The 25,190-nt window shown below is 66.4% G+C and carries 24 protein-coding genes and 2 pseudogenes; 12 read left to right on the plus strand and 14 right to left on the minus strand.

Translation table 11 applies throughout. From position 1 onward, the window contains the following. The first annotated feature begins 25 nt into the window (after positions 1 to 25). Positions 26 to 1,575: pseudogene (gene tnpC, locus BLT64_RS21865) on the plus strand (IS66 family transposase). Positions 1,576 to 1,720: 145 nt separating this feature from the next. Here tnpC and BLT64_RS21870 read toward each other — a convergent pair. Further along, positions 1,721 to 2,902, minus strand: coding sequence for a Fic family protein (locus tag BLT64_RS21870; RefSeq protein WP_011749566.1), 1,182 nt, complete (start codon positions 2,900 to 2,902; stop codon positions 1,721 to 1,723). A gap of 206 nt (positions 2,903 to 3,108) precedes the next feature. Then, a pseudogene (locus BLT64_RS26095) lies at positions 3,109 to 3,609 on the minus strand (transposase); the annotation flags it as partial. Positions 3,610 to 3,658: 49 nt separating this feature from the next. Here BLT64_RS26095 and BLT64_RS21880 point away from each other — a divergent pair. From BLT64_RS21880 to BLT64_RS21910, 7 genes are all read left to right on the plus strand, one after another. Beyond that, positions 3,659 to 4,411: a HesA/MoeB/ThiF family protein gene (locus tag BLT64_RS21880; protein ID WP_049792394.1), complete on the plus strand. Its 753-nt coding sequence runs from the start codon at positions 3,659 to 3,661 to the stop codon at positions 4,409 to 4,411. A 388-nt stretch (positions 4,412 to 4,799) separates the two neighbouring features. Continuing rightward, positions 4,800 to 5,360, plus strand: a complete 561-nt coding sequence (locus tag BLT64_RS21885; protein ID WP_231000332.1) for a TetR/AcrR family transcriptional regulator — start codon at positions 4,800 to 4,802, stop codon at positions 5,358 to 5,360. Between the two features lie 3 nt (positions 5,361 to 5,363). Beyond that, positions 5,364 to 6,509 (plus strand): efflux RND transporter periplasmic adaptor subunit, encoded by a 1,146-nt coding sequence (locus tag BLT64_RS21890; RefSeq protein ID WP_011749564.1) that lies wholly within the window; start codon positions 5,364 to 5,366, stop codon positions 6,507 to 6,509. Continuing rightward, a complete protein-coding gene (locus tag BLT64_RS21895) occupies positions 6,506 to 7,639 on the plus strand; it encodes an ABC transporter permease (protein WP_011749563.1) in 1,134 nt (377 codons plus the stop codon). Before BLT64_RS21890 ends, BLT64_RS21895 begins: the two co-directional genes overlap by 4 nt. Before the next feature lie 5 nt (positions 7,640 to 7,644). After that, on the plus strand, positions 7,645 to 8,337 hold the full coding sequence (locus BLT64_RS21900; protein WP_011749562.1) for an ABC transporter ATP-binding protein: 693 nt from the start codon (positions 7,645 to 7,647) through the stop codon (positions 8,335 to 8,337). A gap of 14 nt (positions 8,338 to 8,351) precedes the next feature. Beyond that, positions 8,352 to 8,732: a hypothetical protein gene (locus BLT64_RS21905; RefSeq protein ID WP_011749561.1), complete on the plus strand. Its 381-nt coding sequence runs from the start codon at positions 8,352 to 8,354 to the stop codon at positions 8,730 to 8,732. A gap of 61 nt (positions 8,733 to 8,793) precedes the next feature. Beyond that, positions 8,794 to 10,734, plus strand: a complete 1,941-nt coding sequence (locus tag BLT64_RS21910; protein ID WP_011749560.1) for a heavy metal translocating P-type ATPase — start codon at positions 8,794 to 8,796, stop codon at positions 10,732 to 10,734. Between the two features lie 15 nt (positions 10,735 to 10,749). Here the strand turns inward: BLT64_RS21910 and BLT64_RS21915 are convergent, their stop codons facing one another. The 3 genes from BLT64_RS21915 to BLT64_RS21925 form a co-directional block, all read right to left on the minus strand. Continuing rightward, on the minus strand, positions 10,750 to 11,400 hold the full coding sequence (locus BLT64_RS21915; RefSeq protein WP_128493043.1) for a DUF924 family protein: 651 nt from the start codon (positions 11,398 to 11,400) through the stop codon (positions 10,750 to 10,752). A 68-nt stretch (positions 11,401 to 11,468) separates the two neighbouring features. After that, the gene (locus BLT64_RS21920) at positions 11,469 to 13,388 is read right to left on the minus strand and encodes a heavy metal translocating P-type ATPase (RefSeq protein WP_011749558.1); all 1,920 of its coding nucleotides are present in this window, start codon (positions 13,386 to 13,388) and stop codon (positions 11,469 to 11,471) included. Between the two features lie 61 nt (positions 13,389 to 13,449). After that, a complete protein-coding gene (locus tag BLT64_RS21925) occupies positions 13,450 to 13,668 on the minus strand; it encodes a heavy-metal-associated domain-containing protein (protein WP_011749557.1) in 219 nt (72 codons plus the stop codon). A gap of 108 nt (positions 13,669 to 13,776) precedes the next feature. On the opposite strand from BLT64_RS21925, the gene BLT64_RS21930 reads away from it, so the two are divergent. Further along, positions 13,777 to 14,682, plus strand: coding sequence for a LysR family transcriptional regulator (locus BLT64_RS21930; RefSeq protein WP_011749556.1), 906 nt, complete (start codon positions 13,777 to 13,779; stop codon positions 14,680 to 14,682). A 33-nt stretch (positions 14,683 to 14,715) separates the two neighbouring features. Here the strand turns inward: BLT64_RS21930 and BLT64_RS21935 are convergent, their stop codons facing one another. The 8 genes from BLT64_RS21935 to BLT64_RS21970 form a co-directional block, all read right to left on the minus strand. Then, the gene (locus BLT64_RS21935; protein WP_011749555.1) at positions 14,716 to 15,189 is read right to left on the minus strand and encodes a hypothetical protein; all 474 of its coding nucleotides are present in this window, start codon (positions 15,187 to 15,189) and stop codon (positions 14,716 to 14,718) included. Between the two features lie 142 nt (positions 15,190 to 15,331). Next, positions 15,332 to 16,324: an FAD:protein FMN transferase gene (locus tag BLT64_RS21940; RefSeq protein WP_011749554.1), complete on the minus strand. Its 993-nt coding sequence runs from the start codon at positions 16,322 to 16,324 to the stop codon at positions 15,332 to 15,334. Continuing rightward, positions 16,305 to 18,512 carry a PepSY domain-containing protein gene (locus BLT64_RS21945; RefSeq protein WP_011749553.1) on the minus strand — a complete coding sequence of 736 codons (2,208 nt, stop codon included), beginning with the start codon at positions 18,510 to 18,512 and terminating at the stop codon, positions 16,305 to 16,307. The genes BLT64_RS21940 and BLT64_RS21945 overlap by 20 nt, the downstream gene beginning before the upstream one ends. A gap of 9 nt (positions 18,513 to 18,521) precedes the next feature. Beyond that, positions 18,522 to 18,992, minus strand: coding sequence for a DUF2271 domain-containing protein (locus tag BLT64_RS21950; protein ID WP_011749552.1), 471 nt, complete (start codon positions 18,990 to 18,992; stop codon positions 18,522 to 18,524). Positions 18,993 to 19,018: 26 nt separating this feature from the next. Beyond that, positions 19,019 to 19,399, minus strand: a complete 381-nt coding sequence (locus tag BLT64_RS21955) for a PepSY domain-containing protein (RefSeq protein ID WP_011749551.1) — start codon at positions 19,397 to 19,399, stop codon at positions 19,019 to 19,021. Positions 19,400 to 19,510: 111 nt separating this feature from the next. Continuing rightward, a complete protein-coding gene (locus BLT64_RS21960) occupies positions 19,511 to 19,813 on the minus strand; it encodes a PepSY domain-containing protein (RefSeq protein WP_011749550.1) in 303 nt (100 codons plus the stop codon). A 189-nt stretch (positions 19,814 to 20,002) separates the two neighbouring features. Continuing rightward, complete coding sequence (locus BLT64_RS21965; protein WP_011749549.1) at positions 20,003 to 20,635, minus strand: cytochrome b/b6 domain-containing protein; 633 nt, start codon at positions 20,633 to 20,635, stop codon at positions 20,003 to 20,005. Then, a complete protein-coding gene (locus BLT64_RS21970; RefSeq protein WP_011749548.1) occupies positions 20,628 to 20,942 on the minus strand; it encodes a PepSY domain-containing protein in 315 nt (104 codons plus the stop codon). Before BLT64_RS21970 ends, BLT64_RS21965 begins: the two co-directional genes overlap by 8 nt. Before the next feature lie 141 nt (positions 20,943 to 21,083). Here BLT64_RS21970 and BLT64_RS21975 point away from each other — a divergent pair, with 141 nt between their 5' ends. The 3 genes from BLT64_RS21975 (at position 21,084) to BLT64_RS21985 (ending at position 23,740) form a co-directional block, all read left to right on the plus strand. Then, positions 21,084 to 21,743: a response regulator transcription factor gene (locus BLT64_RS21975; protein ID WP_011749547.1), complete on the plus strand. Its 660-nt coding sequence runs from the start codon at positions 21,084 to 21,086 to the stop codon at positions 21,741 to 21,743. Beyond that, positions 21,740 to 23,110: an ATP-binding protein gene (locus BLT64_RS21980; RefSeq protein ID WP_011749546.1), complete on the plus strand. Its 1,371-nt coding sequence runs from the start codon at positions 21,740 to 21,742 to the stop codon at positions 23,108 to 23,110. The genes BLT64_RS21975 and BLT64_RS21980 overlap by 4 nt, the downstream gene beginning before the upstream one ends. 279 nt (positions 23,111 to 23,389) lie before the next feature. Then, complete coding sequence (locus BLT64_RS21985) at positions 23,390 to 23,740, plus strand: hypothetical protein (RefSeq protein ID WP_011749545.1); 351 nt, start codon at positions 23,390 to 23,392, stop codon at positions 23,738 to 23,740. 61 nt (positions 23,741 to 23,801) lie between these two features. On the opposite strand, the gene BLT64_RS21990 is transcribed toward BLT64_RS21985, so the two are convergent. Further along, the coding region (locus BLT64_RS21990; RefSeq protein WP_139171650.1) for an ISL3 family transposase at positions 23,802 to 25,190 on the minus strand (1,389 nt) is incomplete at its 5' end.

Consider the following 25,190-nt stretch of genomic DNA (forward strand, 5'->3'; position numbering starts at 1 on the left):
AAGTGGACCGAGCTATGATTGTGACATGTCCGCAGCCCCGTCCATCGACCTGTCCGCCATCCCTGAAAGCCAGCGTGCAGCTGTGCTGGCGGTGCTGCGCGAACGGGACGCGCTGCGGGAAAGCAACCGGCGGCTGGAGCATCTGATCGCCGAGTTGAACCAGGCCGTGCATGGCAAACGCTCGGAAAAGCTGAACGACGACGAGCGCCAGCTGGCCTTCGAGGATCTCGAAGCTGCCGTGGCCGAGGCCGAGAGCCGGCAGGATGCGGAGGCTGGCCCCCGCACGCCTTCGCGTAGAGCCGCACGCCGCAACCGCGGACATCTTCCGGCAAGCCTGCCGCGCTTCGAGCAGGTAATCGAGCCGGACAGCCTGCTCTGTCCGTGTGGCTGTGGTGAGATGCACTGCATCGGCGAAGATCGGACCGAGCGGCTGGACATCGTGCCCGCGCAGCTACGGGTTATCGTGACCGTGCGCCCGAAGTATGCCTGCCGCCGGTGTGCCGACGGCGTGACCCAGGCACCGGCCCCCGCGCACCTGATCGAAGGCGGACTGCCCACCGAGGGTGCCCTCGCCCATGTCCTCGTCAGCAAATACGCGGACCACCTGCCGTTGTATCGTCAGAGCCAGATCATGGCTCGAGCCGGGGTCGAACTGCATCGCAGCACGCTGGCCGATTGGGTCGGCACTGCGGCATTCCACCTCGGCCCCGTGGTCGATCGATTGGCCGAACACCTGAAGACGTCGAGCAAGCTGTTCATGGACGAGACTACCGCACCCGTGCTGGATCCCGGCCGGGGGCGGACGAAGACGGGCTACCTCTGGGCGCTGGCGCGCGATGACCGCTCATGGGGTGGTGGGGATCCCCCTGGCGTCGTCTTCACCTATGCGCCCGACCGCGCGGGCCAGAACGCAGAGCATATCCTGCAGGGATTTGACGGCATCCTGCAGTTGGATGGCTATACCGGCTACAACCGCCTACGCGCCCGTCCCGGACAGGCGGCGCGCCGATCATCGTCGCCCATTGCTGGGCGCATGCAAGGCGCAAGCTGAAGGAGATCTTCGAGCGCGACGGCTCCGAGATCGCGGCCGAGGGCCTGCGCCGGATCGCTGAGCTTTACCGGATCGAGGCTGAGATCCGTGGCATGGGCCCCGGCCAACGACTGTCGGCTCGCCAGGCGCGCAGTGCGCCGCTGGTCGCCGCCTTTGGCGACTGGTTGCAGCTGCAGTGCCGGCGCATATCGATGAAGTCCCGCCTCGGGGAGAAACTGGCCTATATCCATCGTCACTGGGACGGGCTGCAGACCTTCCTGCACGATGGCCGGGTCGAGATCGACTCCAACAGCGTCGAGAACCTGATCCGCCCGATCGCCCTGACCCGCAAGAATGCACTCTTCGCCGGCCATGACGAGGGCGGTCGATCATGGGCTCGCATCGCATCCCTAATCGCTACCGCTAAGGTCAACGGCGTCGAGCCCTTCGCCTACCTCAAGACAACCTTGGAAGCTGTGGCCGCCAGTCACCCGCAAGCGAGGATCGACGATCTGCTGCCTTGGAACTTCAAGCCGTCAAGCTGAAAGCAGGTGCGGTGCCGCCGCCGCTTACGCCCTCTCCTCTTCATCTCATGCTGCTCCAGATGGACACAGCGCTTCTTGGAGAATTATTTCGCACAGCAGCGTAGGGAACAGACTCAATGAGAGTTAGGGCGGCTGACGGAAGATTTCAGGTGGCGGCAGGCAAAGGATCAGTTCCCTCGCTGAGGATCGCAAGATAGCGCTGGTAGCTGAACACCCGCCCCCGCTTGCGCCCGGTGACCTCCTCGACGATTCCCATCTTCTCCAGATCGGCCAATGCCGCATTGACCGTCGGCGCCGACAAGCCCGTTTTCTGCACAAGCTGGTTGGAGGTCAGGAACGGGTTCTGCTGGAAGAGATCGTGGATGCGGAGCGTCGAGCCCGCGCGGTCGCTTTCGTTCGTGATCCGCTCGCGATCTTCCTTGAAGAGGTCGACAATCCGGGTGGCCGCCTCGAAAGCCTGATTCGCCGTTTCGGCTACACCCGCCAAGAAGAAGTCGAGCCAGGCCTCCCAATTGCCGTTCTCCCGCACTTCCTGCAGCAGCCGATAATAGTCGGCACGATGCGTCTTCAGATAGAGGCTGAGATAGAGCAGCGGCTTGCGGAGCACCCCGTTGACGCAAAGATACAGCGTCACCAAAAGGCGACCGATGCGGCCGTTGCCATCGAGGAACGGGTGGATGGTCTCGAACTGGACATGCAGCAGTCCGGCCTTGATCAATGCCGGCAATTGCGATCCGTCTTCGTGAATGAAACGCTCCAGCGCATCGAGGCAGGCATCGAGTTCGGTGACGGGCGGCGGTACGTAGAGCGCATTTCCGGGACGTGAGCCGCCGATCCAGTTCTGGGAACGGCGGAAGTCACCCGGGCTTTTGGTGTCACCGCGTCCGCTTTGCAGCAGTCGGGCGTGCATCTCGCGGATCAGACGCAAGGACAGCGGCAGCTCTTCTAGCCGTTCCAGCCCATACATCATCGCATCCACGTAGTTCGACACTTCGCGGATGTCGTCGATCGGTTCCCCCGCCTGTGCCTCGGTCTCGAAGCGCAGAAGATCGGTCAGTGTGGATTGCGTCCCCTCGATCTGGGACGAGAGCACCGCCTCCTTGCGCACATACATATAGAGGAAGAGTTCCTGGCGCGGCAGTAGCATGGTAATGCCATCCAGTCGCCCGAGCGCGCGCTCTGCGAGGCTCAGCCGGTCCAGAAGCGCCAGGACGTCGATCTGCGGCTTCGGCGGCAGAGGCGGCGGAACGAAAGCGCGCACCATCTCGCCTGCGACAGGCGTTTCGACATATCGGCCAAGGCGCTGATCTGGGTTGGAATCGGTCATAGCGCCATCTTGGCAGCATGGCGCTATTTAAACAATCCCATCGATACTTAAATAACGGGCATGCTAACGTAAGCGAGCTTAAATTGGCTCGTCGCTCTCCGCCTACTCCAACAGAAGGATAAAGCCGTCCGATCGACAGCGGATGGAGCATCTGGTGCGACGAATCGGATAGGACCGCCGTCCTCATCAATCACCGCAGAGAATCTTCATAGCCTACCCACATGCCTGACCTTCCGCATACCAAACTGCTTGCCCGCAAGATCTCCGACTTCTGCCGCCTCCGTCTCGATCCAGCATTGCCCCCGCAGGAAAGCACACGGATCAAAGAGTTTCTCCTTTGTCTGATCGCCCATGTAGAAGGTCATCCATTTCCGGATGGCCGCTTTCGTCTCCGATCCGGTCTCCCAGGCATGCAGGTAGACGCACTCGTATTTCAGGGTGCGCCACAGCCTCTCGATGAAGATGTTGTCGAGGAACCGGCCCTTCCCATCCATCGATATGCGCACGCCAGATCGGCGGAGCCGGTCCGTCCAGGCAAACGACGTGAACTGGGATCCTTGATCGGTATTCATGATCTCGGGCGATCCGAACTTGTGGATGGCCTCGGTCAGCGCCTCGACACAGAAGTCGGCCTCCAGCGTGTTCGAGATCCGCCAGGACAGAACCTTGCGGGTATGCCAGTCCATGATCGCCACCAAGTAGAGGAACCGGGTCTGCGTCGTCGGTTGCGGCGGCACCGGCAGTCCGGTAGCGCTGTTGCTGGCTCGGCTCGGCGTCGGTCGCATCTATCTGATCGACAACGACACCCTGGCCGAAAGCAATCTCAACCGCGTACATGGCTCCCGCGGGTCCGATATTGGGACTCCCAAGGTCGATATCCTCAAGCGCGAGATCGCGGCCATGGGCGTCGAGTGCCACGTCCTCACCAGCAAGGCTTGGGTGAAGTCGGTGGAGGTTTGCGACGCTCTCAAGGCGTCAGACTTCATCTTCGGTTGCACCGACGACAATTCGGGCCGAATTTTCATCAATCGCCTCGCCTACTTCTATGGCATCCCGGTGATTGATGTCGGTCTCCGCATGATCGCACCCACCGAGACGTACAGCGCCGATCTGAATGGCCGCGTGACCACTGTACTGCCCGGACGCCCGTGCCTGATCTGCTCGGGCGTAGTGAATGCCGCGCGGGCGAACGAGGAGGACCTGGAGCGCACGCGTCCCGAGGAGTATCAGCGTCGCAAGGACGAGGCATACGTCATCGGTGGAGGCGAGCCTGCGCCGGCGGTCGTCACCTTCACCACCGAGATGGCCTCGGTGGCCGTCGACGAGCTGATCGCCGCGCTCACCGGCTTCCACGGAATGGAGGGCATGATCCCGAACCGCGTTCGCCGTTGGCATGCCCGCGACGACCGATTCATCGCCCATCCGCACCGCGACGGCTGCCCGGTCTGCAATTCCGATTGGACTAGCGGTGCTGGTGACGTGACGCCGTTCCTCGACATGGTGGGCTAGCAGGTGAAGAACAGCATCGCGCGAATCCTGCGCTTCCTCGGGATCCTCCGGTTCGATCTACTCACCGAGAGTACGCCGATCCCCGTACCAAACGTAGTCCTCCTAATAAAACAACTTGTACCAGACGGTTTTGCAATTTTCAGAGTCGCGGCTTAGCGTCCATTAGACGAACTTACGTGTTGTCTTCCGTATTCACCGCGTCGCGGGCAGAGATAGGCCGGCCTCTATCTTGCCCACCTCGTTCCCGGTGTCGTGGCAATCAATGCATGCAGAAAATGACACCTCGTGATTGACGCATCGCATGAGGTTGCCTAAATATGTTTGTGACTACTCACTAACTAGTAGGTGCCCCGTGCGAAAATCAGCGGAGCTTCGCAAGGCCGAGATCGTGGCCACCGTGCTCGACCTGGCCGACGGGATCGGGCCGGACCGGGTGACGACGGGGGCGGTCGCGTCGCAGATTGGCGTCACGCAGGCCGCGCTGTTCCGGCATTTCCCGACCAAGGACGCGCTGTGGCAGGCCGTGGCCGAGCATGTGGCCGAAGGGCTTGCATTGGCCTGGGATGGGGCCTTGAACCTCGGCGACGGGCCGCTTGTCCGGCTGCGTGCGCTGATCGCCGCGCAGTTCGCGCAGATCGCCGCCACCCCCGCCCTGCCGATGCTGCTGTTTTCGCGTGAGTTGAATGTCACCAACGCTGAGCTGCGCGCCACCTTTCACGGTAGGCTCACGACCTTCCACGGCCTTCTGGCGACGGAGATCAGAACCGCGCAGGAAGCAGGGGTTCTGCGCGGCGACATGCCCGCAAACGATGCGGCGGTGCTGCTGACCTCGCTCGTGCAGGGCGTGGCGATCCGCTGGGCGCTCGGCGCCCGCGATTTCGATTTGCGAGCCGAGGGGCTGCGCCTGTTCGACGTACAGTGCCGGCTTCTGGCCGCGGAAGGAAAATAGACGATGCGGCGCATCTGGCTATCGGGTCTTCTTCTGGCGGCGGCTGTCGCTGCCGGCTTTCTGTTCTTCACCGAACGCCCCCTGACGGTGGCGATCGTTCAGCCCGAACATGATGTGGCCCTTCGCATCTACGGGCTCGGCACTGTCGAGGCGCGAATACTCAGCCGCGTCGGCTTCGAGGTGGGCGCCGCCCTGACCCGGCTTTCCGCCGATGCCGGGGACAGTGTGGCCAAGGGGCAGGAACTGGCCATCCTTCACTCTGCCGAACAGGAAGCGCGCGTTGCCCGCGCCGGCGCAGCGGTGACAGCCAACGAGGCCAATCTTGCCAAGGCCGATGCCGCGGTCGTGCGCGCCCGCGCCGTCCTGGCGCAGCGCGAGGCGGCGAACCGCCGCCAGCAGGGACTGGCGCTGCGCGATGTCGCCTCGGTCCAGCGCGCCGAGGAGGCGCAGCGCGACGAGGATGTGGCCCGCGCCGATCTGGCCGTGGCCGAGGCGGATGTGGCGGTGATCCGGGCACAGGGTCTTGATGCGGCGGCGGCGCTGCGGCAGGAGGAAGCCCTTCTCGCCCATCACCGGCTGGTCGCGCCCTATGACGCGCTGATCGTCGCCCGCCATGCCGAGCCGGGCACGGTGGTGAAGGCCGGCGATGCGATCTTCACCCTGATCGACCCGGCCACCGTCTGGATCCAGGCCTATGTCGACGAAGAACGCGCCGGTCAGCTTGCCCTTGGCCAACCCGGCACCATCCGGCTGCGCTCGCAGCCCGCGGCCGAGTTTCACGGCACCATTGCCCGCATCGGCATCGAAAGCGACCGGGTGAACGAGGAACGCCGCGTCTGGTTGACCTGCGCCGACTGCCCCGCCGAGATGTTTCTTGGCGAACAGGCCGAAGTACGCATCCTGACCGGCACCCGCGCGAGCGCACTGATGGTGCCCGAGGTCGCCATCACCGGCTTCGACGGCCATCGCGGCACGGTCTGGACGGTGCAGGATAGCCGCCTTGCGCGGGTGGGGCTGACCTTCGGCGCCCGCGATGATCGCGGCCGCGTCGAGGTCACGGGCGGCCTGCCCGAAGGAGCCGCCATCGTCACCAGCCCGCCGAAGGGCGCCGCAGAGGGCCGGCGCGCCCGCGTCGGCGAGGCGCCATGAACCTCGCGCTCAAGGACATTCGCCATGGCCTGTTCCGCTTCGTGCTGACCTGTTTCGGGCTGGGGCTGTTGATGACGGTCGTGCTGGCGATGATCGGTATCTATAACGGCCTCGTCTCGGACGCGCTGGCGGTGGTGAAGGCGCCGGCGGCGGATGTCTGGGTGGTGGAGGCCGGCACCAAGGGACCGTTCGCGGAAGCCTCCAGCATTCCCGCCGACACGCGCGATGCAGTGGCGCGGATGCCCGGCGTGGCCGAGGCCGGCGCGGTGAACTACCAGAACGTCGAAGCGGCCCACACCGGGCAAACGCTGCGTCTCTACGTCATCGGATACGAGCCGGGGCGTCCGGGCGGGCCGCAGGCGATCGCCGAGGGGCGCGGCATCGGCGCCGGCCATTTCGAACTGGTGGCCGACCGCAAGACCGGCCTGCTGCCGGGCGAGACAATCCGGCTCGGGCGCGACCGCTTCACCGTGGTCGGGCTTGTGGAAGGCGCGATGAACTCGGGCGGCGATCCGGCAGTCTATGTGACGCTGGCCGACGCGATGGCGCTGCAAACCGAACTCGACCCGGCGGCCCAGCGGGTGCAGACCGCGCGTGGCGCAGTTTCCGTCAAGTCCGCCTCGGTCGCCACCATAATTGCCCGCATGTCGCCGGGCGCCGATGTCGATCTGCTGACCGCCACCGTGCGCCAGTGGAAGCACCTCGCCGCGATGACCCAGGTCGAACAGGAGGAGCTGCTGCTCGCCTCGGTGGTCGACAAGGCGCGCCGCCAGATCGGGCTGTTCCTCGGCATCCTGCTGTCCGTCAGCGCCGTGGTGATCGCCCTCATCATCTACACGATGACCATGGAGAAGCTGAAGCAGATCGCCACGCTGAAGCTGATCGGAGCCCCCGACCGCACCATCATCGCGCTGATCGTGCAGCAGGCGCTGATCCTTGGTGCCGCGGGCTGGGGGATCGGGCTGATGCTGATCCTGACGGTGAAGGACTACTTTCCCCGCCGCGTGGTGCTGGAGCCGTTCAACGTCATGGTCCTTGCCGGCATTATCGCCGCCGTCTGCCTTCTATCCTCGGCGCTCGGCGTGCGGGCGGCGATGAAGGTCGACCCGGCCACCGCGCTCGGAAGTTGACCGACATGGCGCTCGGCGACATCCTCATCAAGGTCTCGAACGTGGCCAAGCATTTCGGCGAGGGCGAAACCCGCGTCGATGCCCTGCGGGCGGTCGATCTGACCGTGCGGGCCGGCGAGGTGATCGCGCTGCTCGGCCCTTCCGGTTCGGGCAAGACGACGCTGCTCAACATCATCGGCTGCATTCTCGCCCCCTCGGGGGGACGGGTGGTGCTGGACGGTGAGCCGGTGTTCGACGGCAAATGGCTGCGGCGCGACCTGAGGCGGCTTCGTCTCGACAAGATCGGCTTCATCTTCCAGAGCCACAACCTGCTGCCCTTTCTGACAGCGCAGGAGAATGTCGCTGTCGTGCTCGATCTTGCCGGCCGCCCCACCGAGGAGGGCCGGGCGCGGGCGCGCGAACTGCTGGACTACCTGGAAGTCGGCCATCGCGCGATGGTCAAGCCGGCGCTGCTGTCGGGTGGCGAAGCGCAGCGCGTGGCGATTGCCCGCGCGCTGGCCAACCGTCCCCGCATCATCCTGGCCGACGAACCCACCGCCGCGCTCGACGGCGCGCGCGCCGGGCTGGTGATGGACCTCATGCGCAAGCTCGCGGTCGAACAGGAAGCCTGCATCGTGACAGTCACCCATGACGAAAAGATCTTCGACCGTTTCGACCGCCTGATATACCTGCGCGACGGCCGCCTCGCCGACGCCTGATCCGGAGACATCTCATGCCCGCAAGAACCCGCGCCCTGGCTATCGCCGCCGCCGTCGCAGTGATCTTCGGCCTGCTCACCCTCGTCTCGGGCGGCAGGGCGCTGTTCGGCGGCGTCGATATGGGCGCAGTGGTGCCATTCGTGCTGTGGTTCAATTTCGGCGCGGGCTTTGCCTATGTTCTGGCTGGGATCGGCCTGTGGCGCGGCGCGGGCTGGGCACCGATGCTGGCGATTGCCATTGCCACGGCCACGGTGGCCGTCTTCGCTGCCTTCCTGTGGCATGTCGGTGCCGGCGGCGCATGGGAAGCACGCACCATGGGCGCGATGATCCTGCGCAGCGCCATCTGGATAGCCATCGCGGCCTTTGCATTGCGGTGCCATAAGCCATCCGATTGATCCACTCACCCAGCCAGCGATGGCGGCTGCCAGCCGCGACCTCGTCCGCCAGGAGCCCGACATGAAGCGCTTTCCACCCGTTGACCTGTCACTGACCCTTTCGCTCGTCACCGTGCTCGGCATGGCGATGGCGGCAGCCGGCAGATGGCTGCCCAGCGGAGCTTTCGACGCTCTGGAGCTACCGGGGCTGGTGCTAGTCTATCTGGCTGGCGGCCTGCCCACCGGCTGGCGCGCGCTGTCGGAACTGTGGCGCGCGCGCGTGCTTGACATCGACCTGTTGATGATCGTCGCGGCAATCGCCGCCGCAATCGTCGGCGCCCCGTTCGAGGGTGCGGTGCTGCTGACGCTGTTCAGCATCTCGACCACGCTGGAGGAACGCGCGCTTGGCCGCGCCCGCCGCGCCATCGAGGCGCTGATGGCGCTGCGCCCCGAGACCGCCTTGCGCAAGACCGCCAACGGCGCTGTCGAGGAAGTTCCCGCCGAGGTGCTGGCCGTCGGCGATGTGGTGGTGCTGCGCCCCGGCGCCCGGGTGCCCAGTGATGGCGTGGTCGTCACCGGGCGCGGCGGCATCGACGAGGCCAACATCACCGGCGAATCCATGCCCGTGTCAAAAGAGGCCGGTGCGCAGGTGTTCGAGGCCACGATCAATCTGGACGGCGTGCTGGAGGTCGAGGTCACGCGCAGCGTCAGCGACAGCACCATCGCCCGCATGATCCGCCTGGTGACCGAGGCGCAGGCCGCCCGCGCACCCTCAGAGCGGTTCAGCGAATGGTTCGGCCAGCGCTACACGGTCGCGGTGCTGGCGGGTGCGGTGATCGCCTTTGCCACGTTCTGGTGGCTGGGCGGCGACTGGGAACTGGCGCTTTACCGCGCCGCCACGCTGCTGGTCGCCGCCAGCCCCTGCGCCATCGTCATTTCCGTCCCCGCCGCGATCCTGTCGGCCCTGTCGGCGGCGGCGCGCGGCGGTGTTCTGTTCAAGGGCGGCGGCGCGCTGGAGACGCTGGCCGAGGTCGATATCTTCGCCTTCGACAAGACCGGCACCCTGACCACCGGCCGCGCCGAGGTGACGGAAATCGTCGCGCTGGATGGCGACGAGGCCGGGTTCCTGTCGCTGCTGGCGGGGCTGGAGGCGCATTCCGAGCATCATATCGCCGCCGCGATCCGCCGGGAAGTTGCCACGCGCGGGCTTGATCCAGCAATCGTTGCCGATGTGAACGCCCGGCCAGGCATCGGTATCGAAGGGGCCGATGCACTTGGCCCGGTTTGGGCGGGCAATGCCTATCTTGCCGAGGACATGAAGGCTGCAACGGATCACCCCGCGTTGCAGGCGCTGGCGGATGGCGCCAATACGGTCGTCTATCTGGGTCGCGGCGCCACCCTGCTGGGCGCCGTCAGCGTAGCGGACGAGGCACGGGCCAGTTCCGCAGGGGCGATCACGGCCCTGCGCGACAGTGGTGTCCGCCGCATCGTCATGATGACCGGGGATCGCAGGCCGGTGGCGCTGCGCATCGGCGCCCGGCTTGGGCTGAGGCCCGAAGAGACTCACGCCGAAATGCTGCCACAGGACAAGGTTCGCGCGGTTGGCGAACTGGCCGCAACCGGCCGCGTTGCCTTTGTCGGCGACGGCGTGAACGACGCCGCGGCGCTGGCCCGCGCCGATGTCGGCATCGCCATGGGCGCGGCCGGGTCCGAGGTGGCGCTTCAGGCCGCCGATGTGGCGCTGCTGTCCGAGGATATGGAGCGGCTTGCGGACGCGCACCGCCTGTCGCGCCGAACGTCAAGGGTGATCCGGCAGAACCTGACCTTCGCCATCGGCGCCATGGTGGTTCTGGTCATCGGCGGGCTGTTCTTCGATCTGCCGTTGCCGCTGGTGGTGATCGGCCATGAAGGCGGCACCGTGCTGGTGGTGCTGAACGGGCTGCGGTTGTTGTCGGACCCGATCCGCCGGCCGAAGGCGTCTGTTGCCGGACAGGCGCCGACGGGTGTCGCGCGGCCGGCCTGACCCGTGGGGATGCGCTCATCCCCGAAAGACGCGCTGATGCGGAAACGCGCCCTTTTCCAGATAGGCCTCCTCCTCGGGCGTCGATCTGCGGCCAAGGATGGCGTTGCGGTGCGGGTGGCGGCCAAAGCTGGCGATGATGCGGCGCACCTGCCCCGCTTGATCGACGAGCGAGGCATAGAGCGGCCGCAACGGCGCCGGCGCGCGGGTGGCGATGTCGCGGCGCAGGGCGATCAGCCGGTCGATGCGGGCCAGATGCTCCGGCCCTTCGGCATGGCCCAGCGGCTGCGTGAAGGTAATCTGGAACCAGGACAGGCCAAGCGCTGTCCAGTCGCCATTGTCCAGCCCGGCCTCGGCCTGCGCCAGCGCCTCCGTGTCTTGCGCCCAGGCCCGCGCGCTGCCCCGCCACAGCGAGCGCGGAAACTGGTCCAGCACCACGATCAGAGCCAGCCGGCCCTCGGGCGTGGCGGACCAGTGGTCCAGCCCACCCGCCGCGCCACGTTCGGTCAACGGGCCAAAGCGGGCCGCAATCGCCCCATCCGCACCGCCATGCATCCGCCAGCGCCACAGTTCGGCATGGCGGTCCGGGTCGATATCCAGCGCGCGGCCCTCGGGGAACCAGAAATCCAGAACCTCACCGATCTGTCTGGCATCATTGCTATCGGTCATGTCATCCCCCATGAAAACGCCCCCGCGCCATGGGCACGGGAGCGGAATTGTAGATGAGGCACAAGCGCCTAGGCGGTCGCGGGCACCGCTGCCGGCACAGGTCGGCGCCCGCCGAGCCCGCGCGGGACGCGCAGCAGGCGCATGGCGTTGGCGATCACCACCAACACCGAAAGCTGGTGGATCAGCATCCCTTCGGCCATATGCACGTCGCCGTTGAAGACCCCGAACAGCAACCCCGCCACCGTCAGCAGCGCGATGACAAGGTTCTGGCGCATGTTGCGCAGCGTCGCGCGAGAGATCGCCATGGCCTCGGGCAGCTTTTCCAGATCGTCACCCATCAGCGCGATGTCGGCGGTCTCGATCGCCACATCGGACCCCGCCGCGCCCATCGCGATGCTGGTGTCGGCAGCGGCCAGCGCCGGGGCGTCGTTGATGCCGTCGCCGATCATGGCGACATGGCGGCCCTCGGCCTGAAAGCCGCGGATCAGGTCCAGCTTGTCCTCGGGCAGCAGGCCGGCGTGGACTTCGGTGATGCCGATCTCGGCGGCGATGGCGCTTGCGGCCTGCGGCTGGTCGCCGGTCAGCATGGCGATGCGGCTGACGCCGATGTCGCGCAGCCGGGCGATGGCGCCCTTGGCCGAGGGCCGGGGCTGGTCGGAAAGGCCAAAGATGCCCGCGATCCGCCCGTCCAGCGCCACGATGATCGGCGTGCGCCCGCGTTCCAGAACCCCGGCCATGGCGGCCTCGGCCTCGGGCTCAAAGCCGATGCCCAGCTTGTCGAACAGGCGCCGGTTGCCGGCCGCGACCTGCCGGCCCTCATGGTTGACCACAAGGCCCATGCCGGCAACTTCCTCGACCGCCTCGGGTGCGGGAATGTCACCTTCGGCCCGGCCGGCGACGACGATGGCTCGGCCCAGCGGGTGATCCGAGCCGGATTCGGCGATCGCCGCCCAATGCAGCAGGTCCTTGCGATCAACGCCCGCCAGCGGCAGCACCTCGACCAGACTCGGGCGGCCCTCGGTCAGTGTGCCGGTCTTGTCCAGCGCCAGCATGTCGATGCGGCCCGCGCTTTCCAGATGCTGGCCGCCCTTGATGAGGATGCCCGACCGCGCCGCCCGCCCGATGCCGGCCACGATGGAGACGGGCGTCGAGATCACCAGCGCGCCGGGGCAGGCCACCACCAGCAGCGTCAGCGCCAGGCGAATGTCCTGCGTCACCGCCCAGGCGCCAAGCGCCAGCACCATGATGCCGGGCGTGTACCATTGGGCGAAGCGTTCGATCATGCGCTGGCTGGGGGCGCGTTCCTCTTGCGCCTCTTCGACGCGGCGGATGATGCGGGCCAGCGTGGTGTCGGAACCGATGCCGGTGGCGCGGATGCGCAAGACGCCGTTTTCCGCGATGGTGCCGGCATGGACGTGGGAACCGGGGGCTTTTTCGGCCGGGATCGGCTCGCCGGTGATGGCGGCCTCGGAGACGGCGGCGGCGCCCTCGATCACCTCGCCATCGACGGGAATGCGATTGCCGGCGCGCACCAGCACGGTCTCATTGGGTTGCACGGCGCTGGCGGCGATTTCGACCGGCTGGCCGTCGCGGATCACCGTGGCAATCTCGGGCGCGGCCTTCAGCAGATCGGCCAGCGCGCCGCGGGTCTGGCGCAGGGTGCGCGCCTCAAGCCAGGCGCCGAAGCTGAACAGAAAGGTGACGGCGGCGGATTCCCAGTATTCGCCGATGAACAGCGCACCGACAGCGGCGACCGTGACCAGAAGTTCAATCGAGAAATGGCGGATGCGCAGCGCCTGCACCGCCCGCCACGCGATGTCAGAGCCGGCGACAAACGCCGCCGTCACCATCGAGGCGGCCCACAGCCCGCGCAGGCCGAACCCGTAAAGGGCGATCAGGCCAAGCACGATCAATGCGCCGCTGATGATCGTCAGCCATTTGCGCCGGCTGGCCGGCTGGCGAAGGGTTGTCAGGATAGGGGTCAACATGCGGGGCCTCGTAATTTGAAGGCCCGGCCGCGCGGGCAGGCGCGGCCGGGCAGAAAAAGGGTCAGAAAGCGGCGGGGCGGGCCTCGTAGCCGGTGGCGCGGATCGTCTGCACCAGCGTATCGACGGGTGCGGCGGTCTGGTCATGCGCGACCTCGATGCGGCCGGTGTTGAAATGCACCTTGGCCTCGGAGACGCCGGGCAGCGCCTTCAGCGCCTTTTCGATCTTGACCACGCAGGAGGGGCAGGAAAACTCGTCGCTGCGCAGGATGGTCTTGGTCATGGCTGGTTCCTTTCATGTCGCCGCCCGGCGGGGCGGTCATTGCTTGTGACCTGAAGATATGCTGTCCTTTCAGGATCAGGAGTGGCAATTTCGACAAGGGATCATTGCATGAATGCACAGGCGCAGGATTGGGACGATCTGCGGTTGTTTCTGGCCGTGGCGCGCGCGGGGTCGCTTTCGGGGGCGGCGCGCAGCCTTGGCGTTACCCATTCCACCGTCTTTCGCCGCATCGGTGCGTTCGAGGCGCGGCTGGGGGTGCGCCTGTTCGACCGGCTGCCCGGCGGTTACGCGCTGACCCAGGCCGGCGAGGAGATGCGCGATTCCGTCATCCGCATCGAGGAAGAAATCACCGCGCTGGCGCTGAAGGTTACCGGACAGGACCAGCGGCCCACTGGGACGATCCGCATCACCACGACCGACCTGCTGGCGGTGGGTGTGCTGCCCCGCCATGTCGCCGCCTTCCGCGCCGAATGGCCCGAGATCGAGATCGAGGTAATCGTTGCGGATACGGTGCTGGACCTGACCCGGCGCGAGGCGGACGTGGCCCTGCGCATCGGCAATCCGGGACAGGAGACGCTGATCGGGCGGCGGGTCGGGCGGTTGGCCTTTGCCGCCTATGGCGCGGCGGACCGGCCGCCGGGCGATCCTGCCGAGGGTGACTGGATCGGCTACGGATCTGCGCATGGCCCGCTCAGCCGCAATCTGGCCCGCTGGTGGCCGGATGCGCGACAGATTTACCGGACAAACTCGATCATCGCCGCCCATGCCGGTGCGAAGGTGGGGATCGGACTTGCTGCCTTGCCTTGCGTGATCGCCGATTGCGACCCCAGCCTGATCCGCGCCGCCGCGCTGCCCGAGGATTTCATGCTGGACCTGTGGTTGCTGATTCACGAGGATCTGCGCCAAACCGCGCGCATCCGCCTGTTTCTGGACTTCATGGCGACGGCCCTGGCGGCCGATGCCGACCTGCTGGAGGGGCGCTGCCCGTGCAGGACAAGGCCGGCGCAGGCGTGACGCCCGCGCCGGCCCATGCCTGCGCCCGTGGCGTCAGTCGATCATCTGCCAGCCCGGATGCTCGAAATGCTCGCCATAGGCGTTCAACGCCTGAACGATCGTCACCGCGCCAGTCTCGACCTCGCCGGCCTCCAATGCCGAGATGCCTGTCATCACCTCGCCAAGGACGATATGGAACTGCTCGTCTACCTCGGGTTCCAGCACACAGTTCTCGACCATGAAATCGACCTGCTTCTGGATATCGGCAGCGACCCCATTCGCGGCATCTGCCGGCAGGGTGCCGTTGTGGATCGCGTCCAGGTTCGCGGCCATGGTTCCGTGAATCGCGGTCATGCCGGTGATCATGTTCTGATCGCCCTGCCATTTGGCGCCATCGTTCAGCGTGATCTCGATAGCCCCCGCGCCATGGCTGTCATGATCATGGGATTGCGCGGCGGCAATGCCAGCCGACCCCAGCGCGAGGGCGAGAGCGACAGCGACGGTGGTGAAAGATTTTACAGTCCGCATAGTGATCTCCTGTATCTGCCAAGTGGTTCTGGCCGCGACGGGCATCGACAGACGCCGCCGGACTTGGGATAGACATAGACTGTCCGTTTTCGCACGAAAATTGACGAAACCTGCAAAGACCTATTGCACGAATGGACAGACATCAGGCACGAACCAGACCCTCGCGGCCTGCCGCCGATACCATCGGGCTGTCGAACAGCGCCCCGACGGCATGGGTCCGGATGACGCCTGCCTCGCGGATGAGGAACAGCGCATGGAGGCCGAGACGCGAAGCCAGTTCGCCGCCGGCTTGCGGACCCAGCACCATCAGCGCGGTCGCCCAGGCGTCGGCTTCGGCACAGGTGCGGGCGACGACGGTGACCGAGGCCGGCGACGAGCGAAGCGGCCCGCCCGTCGTCGGGTCCATCGTGTGCGACAGCCGTCGGCCGCGAAGGGTCACATAGTGGCGGTAGTCGCCCGACGTGGCGACGGCGGCATCTGCGAGCTTCAGGATGGAGTGAGGCGCGCGGCGTTCGGGATCGGGCATCTCGACGGCGACCGTCCACGGCATGCCATCGGGTCGCAGCCCGGATGCACGCATTTCGCCGTCGATGCCGACAAGGAACGCGGTGATGCCGAAGCCCTGCAACGTCTTGGCCAGCCTGTCGACGCCATGCCCCTTGGCGATGCCGTTGAGATCGAGCGCGATCGGCGCGTGTTTTCGCGCCAGCCCGGCCAGAGGGTCGACCTCCAGCGCTTCCTGCGCGGGCCGGCGCGCGGTGGCCATCGCCGCGCGCATAGCCTCGGCATTGGCCGGCTCAGACCCGAAACCCCACGCGCGCGCCGCATCGCCCATGCCGATGTCGAACGCGCCGCCCGATGCGGTCCCGATCCTCAGCCCGAGGTCGAGCACCTCGGCCAACCTGGCGGGAACGATCACCCGGACACCTTCGGGCGTCCGGTTCAGGCGCATCAGGTCGCTGTCGGGTTTCCATGTCGACATCAGGGCGTCGACATCCGCCACGGCCGCCTGCAAGGCCGCCTGCACCGGGGCGGGGTCCAGCCCGGCATCGGCATGGAAAAGCGCCGACCAGCGCGTACCCATGGTCGGGCCGTTCAGCGCGTGGCGGCCCGGGTCAGTAGATATCTTCGGCATAGCGCCCCTCCGCTTTCAGCGCGAGCGGGGTAAGACCCGTCGGCGCGAGGATGTCGGTCAGCGCCTCGGCCACGCCCGAGGCCATGTCGCGCCCGCCGCAGACCATGATGCGCGCGCCTTCGTGTACCAGCCGGATCAGCTCAGCGCTCTCGGCCCGCAGCGCGTCCTGGACATGGCGCGGCTTTGCCCCGCGCGAGTTCGCGGTGGTCAATCGCGCCAGACGGCCATCGACCCGCCAGCCGGCCAGATCGTCGCGATACAGGAAATCGCTGTCTGGGCGGCGCATCCCGAAGGCCAGATGGATGGGCCGCTTGCGGCTGTTGCCCCGGATGAAGCCCGCAAGCGGGCCGATGCCGGTGCCAGCGCCGATCAGGATCAGCGGCGAGCGTCCTGCTGCGGCATGGAAAGCCGGATTGTGCCGGACGAAGGCGCGGATCGCCTGGCCCGGCTCCAGCGCCAGAAGCTGACCCGAGCAGAGGCCGCCGGGATGCTTGCGCACCACGATCTCGACGAATCCGTCGCGCCGTCCGGACGCCAGCGAGTAGAAGCGCGGCAGGTCCGCACCCTCGGGCAGAACGCCGAGGAGATCACCGGCTTGAAACCGGCCAAACCCCCGAGCTATCACCCGTTGCAAAAACGTCGCCTCGGGTAGGGCAAAGCGCAGGATCGTGGTCGGCGCCTGCACCTCGGCCCCGTAATCACGGCGCGAGATCAGGGTGAGCCGCTCCGTCACCGGCGGGGTTGGCACATGTTCGAGCGCAAGCTCGATCCCCAGCGCCGCCCCCAGGGCGCGGCCCCAGCGGGCGAAATCCTGCGGCGACTGGCGATCGACCGTGTCGAAGGGCATCAATTGCGCCCAGCCTTTGGCAGCAGCCAGCCGCGCGACTTCATCGGCGAACGCGCAGAACGCGGGGAAGCTGCGATCACCGAAACCCAGCACGGCAAGCGGGGCGCGGGGCGCGGAGTCCAGCACCGCGAGGCGTTCGATGAACCCCTTCGCCGTGGCGGGAGCCTGTCCCTCGCCCCAGGTGGCGGAAAGGACGATGAACCGTTCGGCCCGCGGATAGCGCGCCGGATCGAAGCCAGACATCGGCGCGACATGGACATGCTGGCCCACCGTGGTCAGCGCATGTTGGAGCGTCGCAGCGAAGCCCCAGGTGCTGCCGCCCTCCGAGCCCACCAGCAGGATGGTCCCAGCGCCTTTTGCAGGATGATTGCCACGGAGACGCGGCCTTGACCGCCGCCCCGCGAACCAGAGCACAAGACCACTCACCCCCATTGCCGGCACGCCGAGCGCCATCACACCCAGCACGAGGCCGAGAGATGCGGCCCCCTGTCCGGTATGCAGCATGTAGATGGTTTCAGATATCCGTTCCCACATCGTCAGCTCGGCCCAAGCCAGAAGCTCACCCGTCCCCTGATCAAGATAGCCGGTGCCGCGATCCGTCTTCAGGGTGAAGGCGTCCGTGGCGTCGCCCGGATAGGGAAAGCTCAGTTCGCGCAACTCCGTGACAGGAATCACGGAGAGCGGCTCCATCGCAGCAAGGGAGACCCCGGTGCTGCCGCTGACCTCGGTCGGAAAGGCCGGCGGTGCGGCGCCATCCGGCAGAAGATCGAAGGTCGAGGCGGCCATCCACAGTGCGGTCGCCGAGGACAGAATCAGCCCCGCGACCGCCACGCGGGCGATCCCGGTATGGATGCGGCTCGATGCCGGCCCGCGCAAAGGGGTGAACCAGCGCCGCCAGCCGCCCATGCGCCGCGCGACCAGCATCGCGCCGGAGACCGACAGGACCAGCATCGCCGCCGCACCGGCGGCCATGACGATACGGCCGGCATCGCCAAGAAACAGCGAGCGGTGAAGGCTGGTCAGCCAGCGTTCGACCGGGTTCGGATCGGCGCTGGCGATGCCCTTGCCGGTCGCGGGGTCGATCACCGCCGCGCCGGGCGTGCCGTCGTCGAACCAGAACGCAGTAATCCGGCCCGAGGGCGCACGCCGGATCTGCTCCACCCCCGGATAGGCAGTCCGGATGCGTTCTGCGAGATCGGCAACGGTCAGGCCGGCCTCGGCCTGCGGCGTGGAAAACCGCTCGGCCACTGGAAAGACCGAGAGCGCCGCCCCGCTGATCGCGAGGACCATGACGAGAGCAAGGGCCAGCAGACCCGGCCAGCGATGCAGCATGCGGATCATGGCGGCATCTCACATGTCGTAGCGGAGGCTGGCGACATAGCGGCGGCCGGGCACGGGCTGCCCCGCTCCTGCCGCCGTCAACGGCACGGCGATGTCGTTCGGACTGTCGCGCATGTCCTCGACGGCGGCATCGACATGCAGCGTGTAGCCCGCATCGAACAGCGCATCGGCAAGGTCGAGGGTGATTTCCAGCGACCGGCCCGCGCCGACACTGGCGCCGGTGATGCCGTCGATCTGCGCCAGGTCGCCGCCGGTGGCGCGATACCAGTCGCTGAGATGTTCGTAATATTTCGACTTGCCGCCGGCCATCCACAGGGTTCCGGCATATGCCCCCTGCGCATCGGTAACGTAGAGAACCAGATAGGCGCCATCGCCGCCGTAAGTGTTCAGCGTGGTGGTGAGGGTGACAGGCCGGGCCATGGCAAGGCCGGGGGCCACCAGGGCCGAAGTCAGCGCAAGGGCTGCAAGGAAGGATTTCATGTCTCTGCTCTCTTCTGCATGATTTGTCAGTTCACCCGCACCACGGGCGGGGTGCCGTTCTGGAACAGCGGATTGGCGGGCGGGGCCGAGGGGGCGACAGGGGTTGCACCGCCGCGATCCCGCTTGCGGTCCTGCTCGCCGTCCCTGTGGCGCAGCTTGACGACCTGCAATGTCGCGGGATCCAGCTTGGCCTTGATGCGCCGGCCCTGGGCATCGCGACCCTTGACCTCCCAGCAGCCGTCGTCGGCCTCAACCTTCTCGACATGCCAGCCGAGGCCGGCGGCGGCCTGCATCACCGCCTCGCGCGGCTGCCAGGCGCCGCGAGGCACATGGCAGTCGTCGCCCGCCAACGCCCCCGCCGCGGGCAATACCGCGAGAGCGGCTACGGCGATCAAAAGAGTTTTCATGGTTCGAATGTCCTTTACGATCATCTCGGGGGCATTTTCCCGGCTATGGCCGCGGCGAACGCCCACGTGGGCAAGGCTCCACCGCGATGACGGGGCGGAGCCTTGCGGCGATCAGTTGCGCTTTTCGGGCTTGGTGCCGTCGCTCCAGCGCTTGACCTTGCCGTCGATCACCTCGAGCGTTCCCGGATCGACGGTCATCTTCAGGCTGTTGCCGCCCTGGTCGATGACGTTCAACTCGTAACAGCCATCGTCGAGTTCCATTTTCGAGATGGTCCAGCCGAACTCGTCGGTCACTTGAACAAGAGCTTCCCAGGACTGCATGTTCTCGGTCGGCACGTTGCATTTCTCGTCGGCGAGCGCGGCCCCGGCGGGGATCGCGAGGGCGAATGCGGTGGCGGTCAGGATAGTTTTCATGGCTATGCTCCTCAGCCTTGGTTGCCTGATGAAACCAATCTGGAGGGCGCGGCTGACGTGATCCTGATCGCCGCGAAAAACCTGCGTCAGCTTTCCGTCAGCCTGCCCCGACGAACCGCAACGGTCGCGCGAAACAAACCGGCCCCGCCAGACAGGCGGGGCCGCAACAACAGCGGGAATGCGTAACGATCAGGTCACGTCATTTGCGCCAGGGGGGCGCTTTCGGCCCGTGACCATGGCACGGGGCAGGTTCTCCCGATGGCGCCATGAGGTGAGCGCCACACCTCCGACATGCAGGGCCACGAGGACCAACGCCAAGTTGGCCAGCGTTTCATGCACCTCCTTCAAGGTCTTGTCCCCCCTGACTTCCCGGCTGCCATGCTCGCCCACAAACGTCACGGCACGGGCTTCCTCGATCGACTGTTCGAGCAACCAGCCGCTCAGCGCGGTGCCGGAAAGCGTAACCATAAGTGCCACGATCATCGCGGCGCCGGCCGGGTTGTGCTCGAGATGGCGCCGCTCCCGCCCGCGCAGCATGTCTCCGAGATAGACCAGCGTCGCGGCAGGGCCACGCATGAATTGCGCGAAGCGGGCATGGTGACTGCCGACAAAACCCCAGATCAGGCGGAGCACAAGCAATGCCGCCACCGCATAGCCGGCCGGCTCGTGAAGCGGTTGCACCTCGTCCGCCGCGAGCCATGCCACTGCAAAGGCGGCAACCAGGCCCCAATGAAAGCTGCGCACCACCGGATCCCAGACCCGCACCACGCGCATGGTATCGGCAACGTCCGAAATACCGCCGTCCCTTTTCGCCTCAATCATGTTTGCGCCCCCTGCCCTCACGGAAGTGCCGTTCACCTCCGTCCTCGTATTCGACCTCGATCACCTGAAGCGTGCCGGGATCGACCGTCGCCTCGATGCGGCGTCCTTCCCGGTCCGTGCCTTTTATCTCGTAGCAGCCGTCGTCGATCTTGATGCGCCGCACCACCCATCCGTTTTCTTCCGCAAGCCGCACCACCGCACTTCTTGGCTGCCAGTCTGCCAGCGGCACGGCACAGTCGTCGCCGGCAAGTGCAGCCCCGGACGGAAGGACCACGAGAAAGGTCAGAATTGTCAGCGATCTCTTCATGGACCACACTCCGTATAACGGTCATCGGATGACATTCTGCGTCGCGAACCTGACGGGATGCTGAAGCCTGGGGCGTCCCGCCATCAGCTTTGCGTCAGCCCGGATCGCCATAATGGCCAGAGGCAAATGAGTAGGAAGATCATGCGAATCCTGCTGATCGAGGACGACACCGTTCTGGGCGCCGCCGTGCGGGACCAGATCGCCGCGGGTGGCCAGTCGGTGGACTGGGTCACGCGCCTGGATGCGGCCGGCGATGCGATGGCCGGTGCCGGTTATGATCTGATATTGCTGGACCTGATGCTGCCCGACGGACGCGGCATCACCTTCCTTCGGTCGCTGCGCGCCGGCGGCAACGTGACGCCGGTGATCATCCTGACCGCGCTGGACCAAATCTCGGACCGGATCGAAGGCTTGAATGCCGGTGCCGACGACTATCTGGTCAAGCCCTTCGATCTGGCCGAGCTTTCCGCGCGCATCGGCTCGGTCGCGCGGCGCTATAGCGGCAATCCCAACCCGATCATCGTCCACGGCGCACTTGCCGTCGACCTTGCCTTGCGCAGCATCCGCCGCGACGGCCGGCCGGTGCAACTGACGGCGCGCGAATGGGCGCTGTTCGAGGCGTTCCTCACCCGCCCCGGCCAGCTTCTGTCCAAGGCACAACTTGAGGAAAAGCTTTATGCCTTCGATACCGAGGTGGAAAGCAACACCATCGAGGTTCATGTCAGCCGGCTGCGCAAGAAGCTGGGCGCCGCGGTGATCGAGACCGAGCGCGGATTGGGCTACCGGCTGGGTTCGCCATGACGATGCCACGCAGCCTTCAGATGCGGTTGGGGGTGTCGCTGGGCATCCTTCTGACGCTGCTGTGGATCGCCGCCGCCGCCACCACGGCGGTCATGCTGCGGCACGAGATGGACAGGATCTTCGACTCGTCACTACAGGAGGCGGCGCAGCGCCTATTGCCGCTGGCCGCTGTCGAGATCGTCGGACGTGAGGAGGAAGGTGTGACGCAACACCTTGCCGACCTGCGCGACCACGACGAATTCCTCACCTATATCGTGCGCGACGACGAGGGGCGGATCCTTCTGCAATCGCATGAGGCCGACCCCGCCATCTTCCCGGAATGGGATGGGCCGGGCTTTCACACGACCGCAACCCATCGCCTGTATGGCGAGGACGCCCTGCAAGGCACGATCCGCCTCACGGTCGCCGAGCCGCTTGCCCATCGCGCGACGACGGCACGCGATGTCTGGGCGGGCCTGGGACTGCCGTTGCTGGTGTTCATCCCTGCCGCTCTGCTGGCGATCGTATTGACCGTCCGCTCGGGCCTGGCCCCGCTGCGCCACTACCGCGACCGGCTGGCCGCGCGTTCACCGCGCGACCTTGCCCCCGTCGCCTGCAACGATCTCCCCGTCGAGGTCGCGCCGGTAGGGCTGGCGGTCAATGTGCTGCTGGCGCAACTCAAGTCCACATTCGAGGCCGAACGCACCTTCGCCGCCAACGCCGCACATGAATTGCGAACACCGCTGGCAGGCGCAATCGCGCAGGCCCAGCGGATACAGGTGGAAACGAAAGATACCGGCGCCGGCCACAGGGCCGCCGAGATCGAGGCCTCGCTGAAGCGGCTGGCCCGGATCGCCGAGCGGCTGCTGCAACTGGCTCGGGCGGAGGGCGGGCGGTTGCGGCTCGATCACCTATCCGATCTTCGCATCACCGCCCGCCTGGTTGTGGACGATATCGAGAGGACCGCACCGAACCGGATCGCACTCGCTCTGCCGGAGCACCCGGTAATGTCCGACCTCGACCCCGATGCGTTTGGCATCATCTGCCGCAACCTGGTCGAGAACGCCCTGCGGCACGGCGCATCTGACGAGCCGATCGAGGTAAGCCTCGGTGAGGATGGCACGTACCGCGTCGCCAATGAAGGCCCCGTCGTGCCGACAGAAGCACTTGGCCGGCTGGCCCGCCGTTTTGAGAGGGGGACAGCCGGAACGGAAGGCAGCGGGCTTGGCCTTGCCATCGTCGCCAGCATTGCGGACCGGATTTCGTCAAAGCTCACCTTGCAGTCGCCGAGACCGGGAAGCTCGTCCGGCTTTGAAGCGGCGGTGATTTTGCCCACGGCTTCACGGCAACCAACACCGCCTCGCCAGGCGAGCGCAGTCTTTCGTTGAGCCGATAACCGGTCAACGGATCTGAAAACCATTGGGCTGGCTGTGTCCGCCGGAACAGGATGCATCTTTATGTAAGGGGCGCAGAATGTTGATCTCGAAAGGACAAAGCCCCAAAAGGGACCCCACCGACCGGGGGTTGGGTCCATTGTGCTTCCGAGGATTATCGGAGGCCGAGCGCGGGATGCTGATCGTGGAGAGTGAGCCAGTGAGGCGCCACTGGTTCGAGCCCAGTGGCGAACGCAAAAATCAGGCAGCTACATTTTACCGAGGGCAAACCGGATGAACATCCGCCGCGACGCGCTGGAGGCGCGGGTGCTGAACTCCCTGCGCACCCGCCTGGTCGACCCCGACCTCTTCGCCGAGTTCTGCGACGCATATACGCGGGAGACCAGCCGGCTGCGCATGGAGAGCGGCGCCGGCATCGACAAGGCCGAAGCCGAACTGAAGCGGATCTCCCGCGAGGAGGAGAAGCTGATGGATCTCTACATGCGGGACGCCATCTCGATCGAGGCGGTGAAGGAGCGCGGCGACAAGCTGCGCCCGCAAGGCGGAGCTGCAGGACTTCCTCGCCACGTCCGACGAGCCCCCGCCCCTGCTGCATCCGTCGATGGCGCTGTCAATCGGCGTTGAAGAGTGCCCCCTTATCGGCGTCCAAAAGGGGGTCTGACTCAAAGTTGGTGCATTTTCTGGTTTACGCCGGGGCGAGGAGCCGTGCCCTGAGCAGATCGATGTTGGCGCGGCCATACATCTGGCGTTTGAGGGTCTTCAGCCGATTGATCTGCCCCTCTGTCTGCCCGTTCGACCAAGGTTCGCGCAAGGCGGCGGCAACGGCGGCGCAGTCGCTGCGAAGGCCACGGGCAAAGGAAGCGATCATGCTGTCTGCCGCCTCATCGAGCCAGCTGGCCAAGACATCCTCACGCCCGTTTCGAACCATATCCGTGAACCTGTCGGCGAGCGCCCGGGCGGTCGCAAGGGCTGGCGATGCCGCTTCGATCTGCGCGACCTGAAGCGCATCGGCTCTGGACAGGTGATCCCGCCCCATGGTCAGGAGCCGCGCAATCCTGCGGGCAGGTGGCGATTTCCCCATCCCGTTCGGCACAGCTTGCTCGGCGCGGCGCTGGCGTGTCGCCCATTCTCCGACGACCCGAAGACTGCCGCGGAAACCATCCTCCCTGAGGCGGCGCCAAAGCTCGGCGCCATTCCGGCAACCACCGTTCCATTCCCGCTCCAGCCGTGGCAGCCAGGGTGTCAGACTGCTTTCGCGGATGCGGAAGACATCTTCGCGCTCGCCACGCAGGATCTGGCGAACGAGCTTGCGGCTGAGGCCGGTCGAGCGGACGATACGCTTGATGGGCAGGCCCTCATCGGCCATCGTCCTCACCATCCGATTGGTTTGCTGGCGACGCCGAAAGCCTTCGTATTGCAGCCTTTCCGCTGCCGTCAGCAGCGCGGGATCGAGCGTCTTCGCCCCGATCGCCCTGCGGATGACGGGCATGCTGCGCTGCACGGCCGCCAGGAATGCGGCACTCGCGTTCTCAAGCAGATGCCAACGATCGGCGACCTGAACCGCCTGTGGCAAGGCACGGGTGGCGGCACCGCCATAGCCGCCGTTGCGGTCGCGGGCGATGATCCGGATGCCGGGATGTGCGCGGAGCCACGCTTCCACGGTGGCAGGCTCGCGATCGGGCAGCAGGTCGATCACCTGCCGCCGTTCCAGGTCGCAGATCATCGTGCCGTAACGCTGCCCCTTGCGCCATGCCCAGTCATCGATGCCGATGACACGCGGTGGTTCGGAGACGGGGCCCATCAGGCTCCGCGCCCCACGCAAGAACGTGTCTTCGCTTGCAGGCACGAGAAGGCGCCGGGCGAGCGCCTGAGCAGGTCGTCCGCCGAGGGCAAGACCGAGGTGACGCACAAGATCCTGCAAGCGCGAGGTGCGTCGCATATGCGGTCGGGTGACGCCGGACGGAAACCGTTCGGCGAAAATCCGGGCCGGACAGCCGGGCGCGCGGCAGCGAAAGCGACGAACCTGCAAGACGATTTCCACGGCTCGCCCATGCGCAGGAACATCGGCCGGGCG

Source organism: Paracoccus denitrificans, assembly GCF_900100045.1.
GTDB lineage: Bacteria > Pseudomonadota > Alphaproteobacteria > Rhodobacterales > Rhodobacteraceae > Paracoccus > Paracoccus denitrificans.

What these genes read in the sequence shown, in the direction of transcription:
- BLT64_RS21870 (WP_011749566.1), bottom strand. Translation starts at nt 2,902, where the DNA reads ATGACCGATTCCAACCCAGATCAGCGCCTTGGCCGATATGTCGAAACG.
- BLT64_RS21890 (WP_011749564.1), top strand. Translation starts at nt 5,364, where the DNA reads ATGCGGCGCATCTGGCTATCGGGTCTTCTTCTGGCGGCGGCTGTCGCT.
- BLT64_RS21895 (WP_011749563.1), top strand. Translation starts at nt 6,506, where the DNA reads ATGAACCTCGCGCTCAAGGACATTCGCCATGGCCTGTTCCGCTTCGTG.
- BLT64_RS21900 (WP_011749562.1), top strand. Translation starts at nt 7,645, where the DNA reads ATGGCGCTCGGCGACATCCTCATCAAGGTCTCGAACGTGGCCAAGCAT.
- BLT64_RS21905 (WP_011749561.1), top strand. Translation starts at nt 8,352, where the DNA reads ATGCCCGCAAGAACCCGCGCCCTGGCTATCGCCGCCGCCGTCGCAGTG.
- BLT64_RS21910 (WP_011749560.1), top strand. Translation starts at nt 8,794, where the DNA reads ATGAAGCGCTTTCCACCCGTTGACCTGTCACTGACCCTTTCGCTCGTC.
- BLT64_RS21915 (WP_128493043.1), bottom strand. Translation starts at nt 11,400, where the DNA reads ATGACCGATAGCAATGATGCCAGACAGATCGGTGAGGTTCTGGATTTC.
- BLT64_RS21920 (WP_011749558.1), bottom strand. Translation starts at nt 13,388, where the DNA reads ATGTTGACCCCTATCCTGACAACCCTTCGCCAGCCGGCCAGCCGGCGC.
- BLT64_RS21925 (WP_011749557.1), bottom strand. Translation starts at nt 13,668, where the DNA reads ATGACCAAGACCATCCTGCGCAGCGACGAGTTTTCCTGCCCCTCCTGC.
- BLT64_RS21930 (WP_011749556.1), top strand. Translation starts at nt 13,777, where the DNA reads ATGAATGCACAGGCGCAGGATTGGGACGATCTGCGGTTGTTTCTGGCC.
- BLT64_RS21935 (WP_011749555.1), bottom strand. Translation starts at nt 15,189, where the DNA reads ATGCGGACTGTAAAATCTTTCACCACCGTCGCTGTCGCTCTCGCCCTC.
- BLT64_RS21940 (WP_011749554.1), bottom strand. Translation starts at nt 16,324, where the DNA reads ATGCCGAAGATATCTACTGACCCGGGCCGCCACGCGCTGAACGGCCCG.
- BLT64_RS21945 (WP_011749553.1), bottom strand. Translation starts at nt 18,512, where the DNA reads ATGATCCGCATGCTGCATCGCTGGCCGGGTCTGCTGGCCCTTGCTCTC.
- BLT64_RS21950 (WP_011749552.1), bottom strand. Translation starts at nt 18,992, where the DNA reads ATGAAATCCTTCCTTGCAGCCCTTGCGCTGACTTCGGCCCTGGTGGCC.
- BLT64_RS21955 (WP_011749551.1), bottom strand. Translation starts at nt 19,399, where the DNA reads ATGAAAACTCTTTTGATCGCCGTAGCCGCTCTCGCGGTATTGCCCGCG.
- BLT64_RS21960 (WP_011749550.1), bottom strand. Translation starts at nt 19,813, where the DNA reads ATGAAAACTATCCTGACCGCCACCGCATTCGCCCTCGCGATCCCCGCC.
- BLT64_RS21965 (WP_011749549.1), bottom strand. Translation starts at nt 20,635, where the DNA reads ATGATTGAGGCGAAAAGGGACGGCGGTATTTCGGACGTTGCCGATACC.
- BLT64_RS21970 (WP_011749548.1), bottom strand. Translation starts at nt 20,942, where the DNA reads ATGAAGAGATCGCTGACAATTCTGACCTTTCTCGTGGTCCTTCCGTCC.
- BLT64_RS21975 (WP_011749547.1), top strand. Translation starts at nt 21,084, where the DNA reads ATGCGAATCCTGCTGATCGAGGACGACACCGTTCTGGGCGCCGCCGTG.
- BLT64_RS21980 (WP_011749546.1), top strand. Translation starts at nt 21,740, where the DNA reads ATGACGATGCCACGCAGCCTTCAGATGCGGTTGGGGGTGTCGCTGGGC.
- BLT64_RS21985 (WP_011749545.1), top strand. Translation starts at nt 23,390, where the DNA reads ATGAACATCCGCCGCGACGCGCTGGAGGCGCGGGTGCTGAACTCCCTG.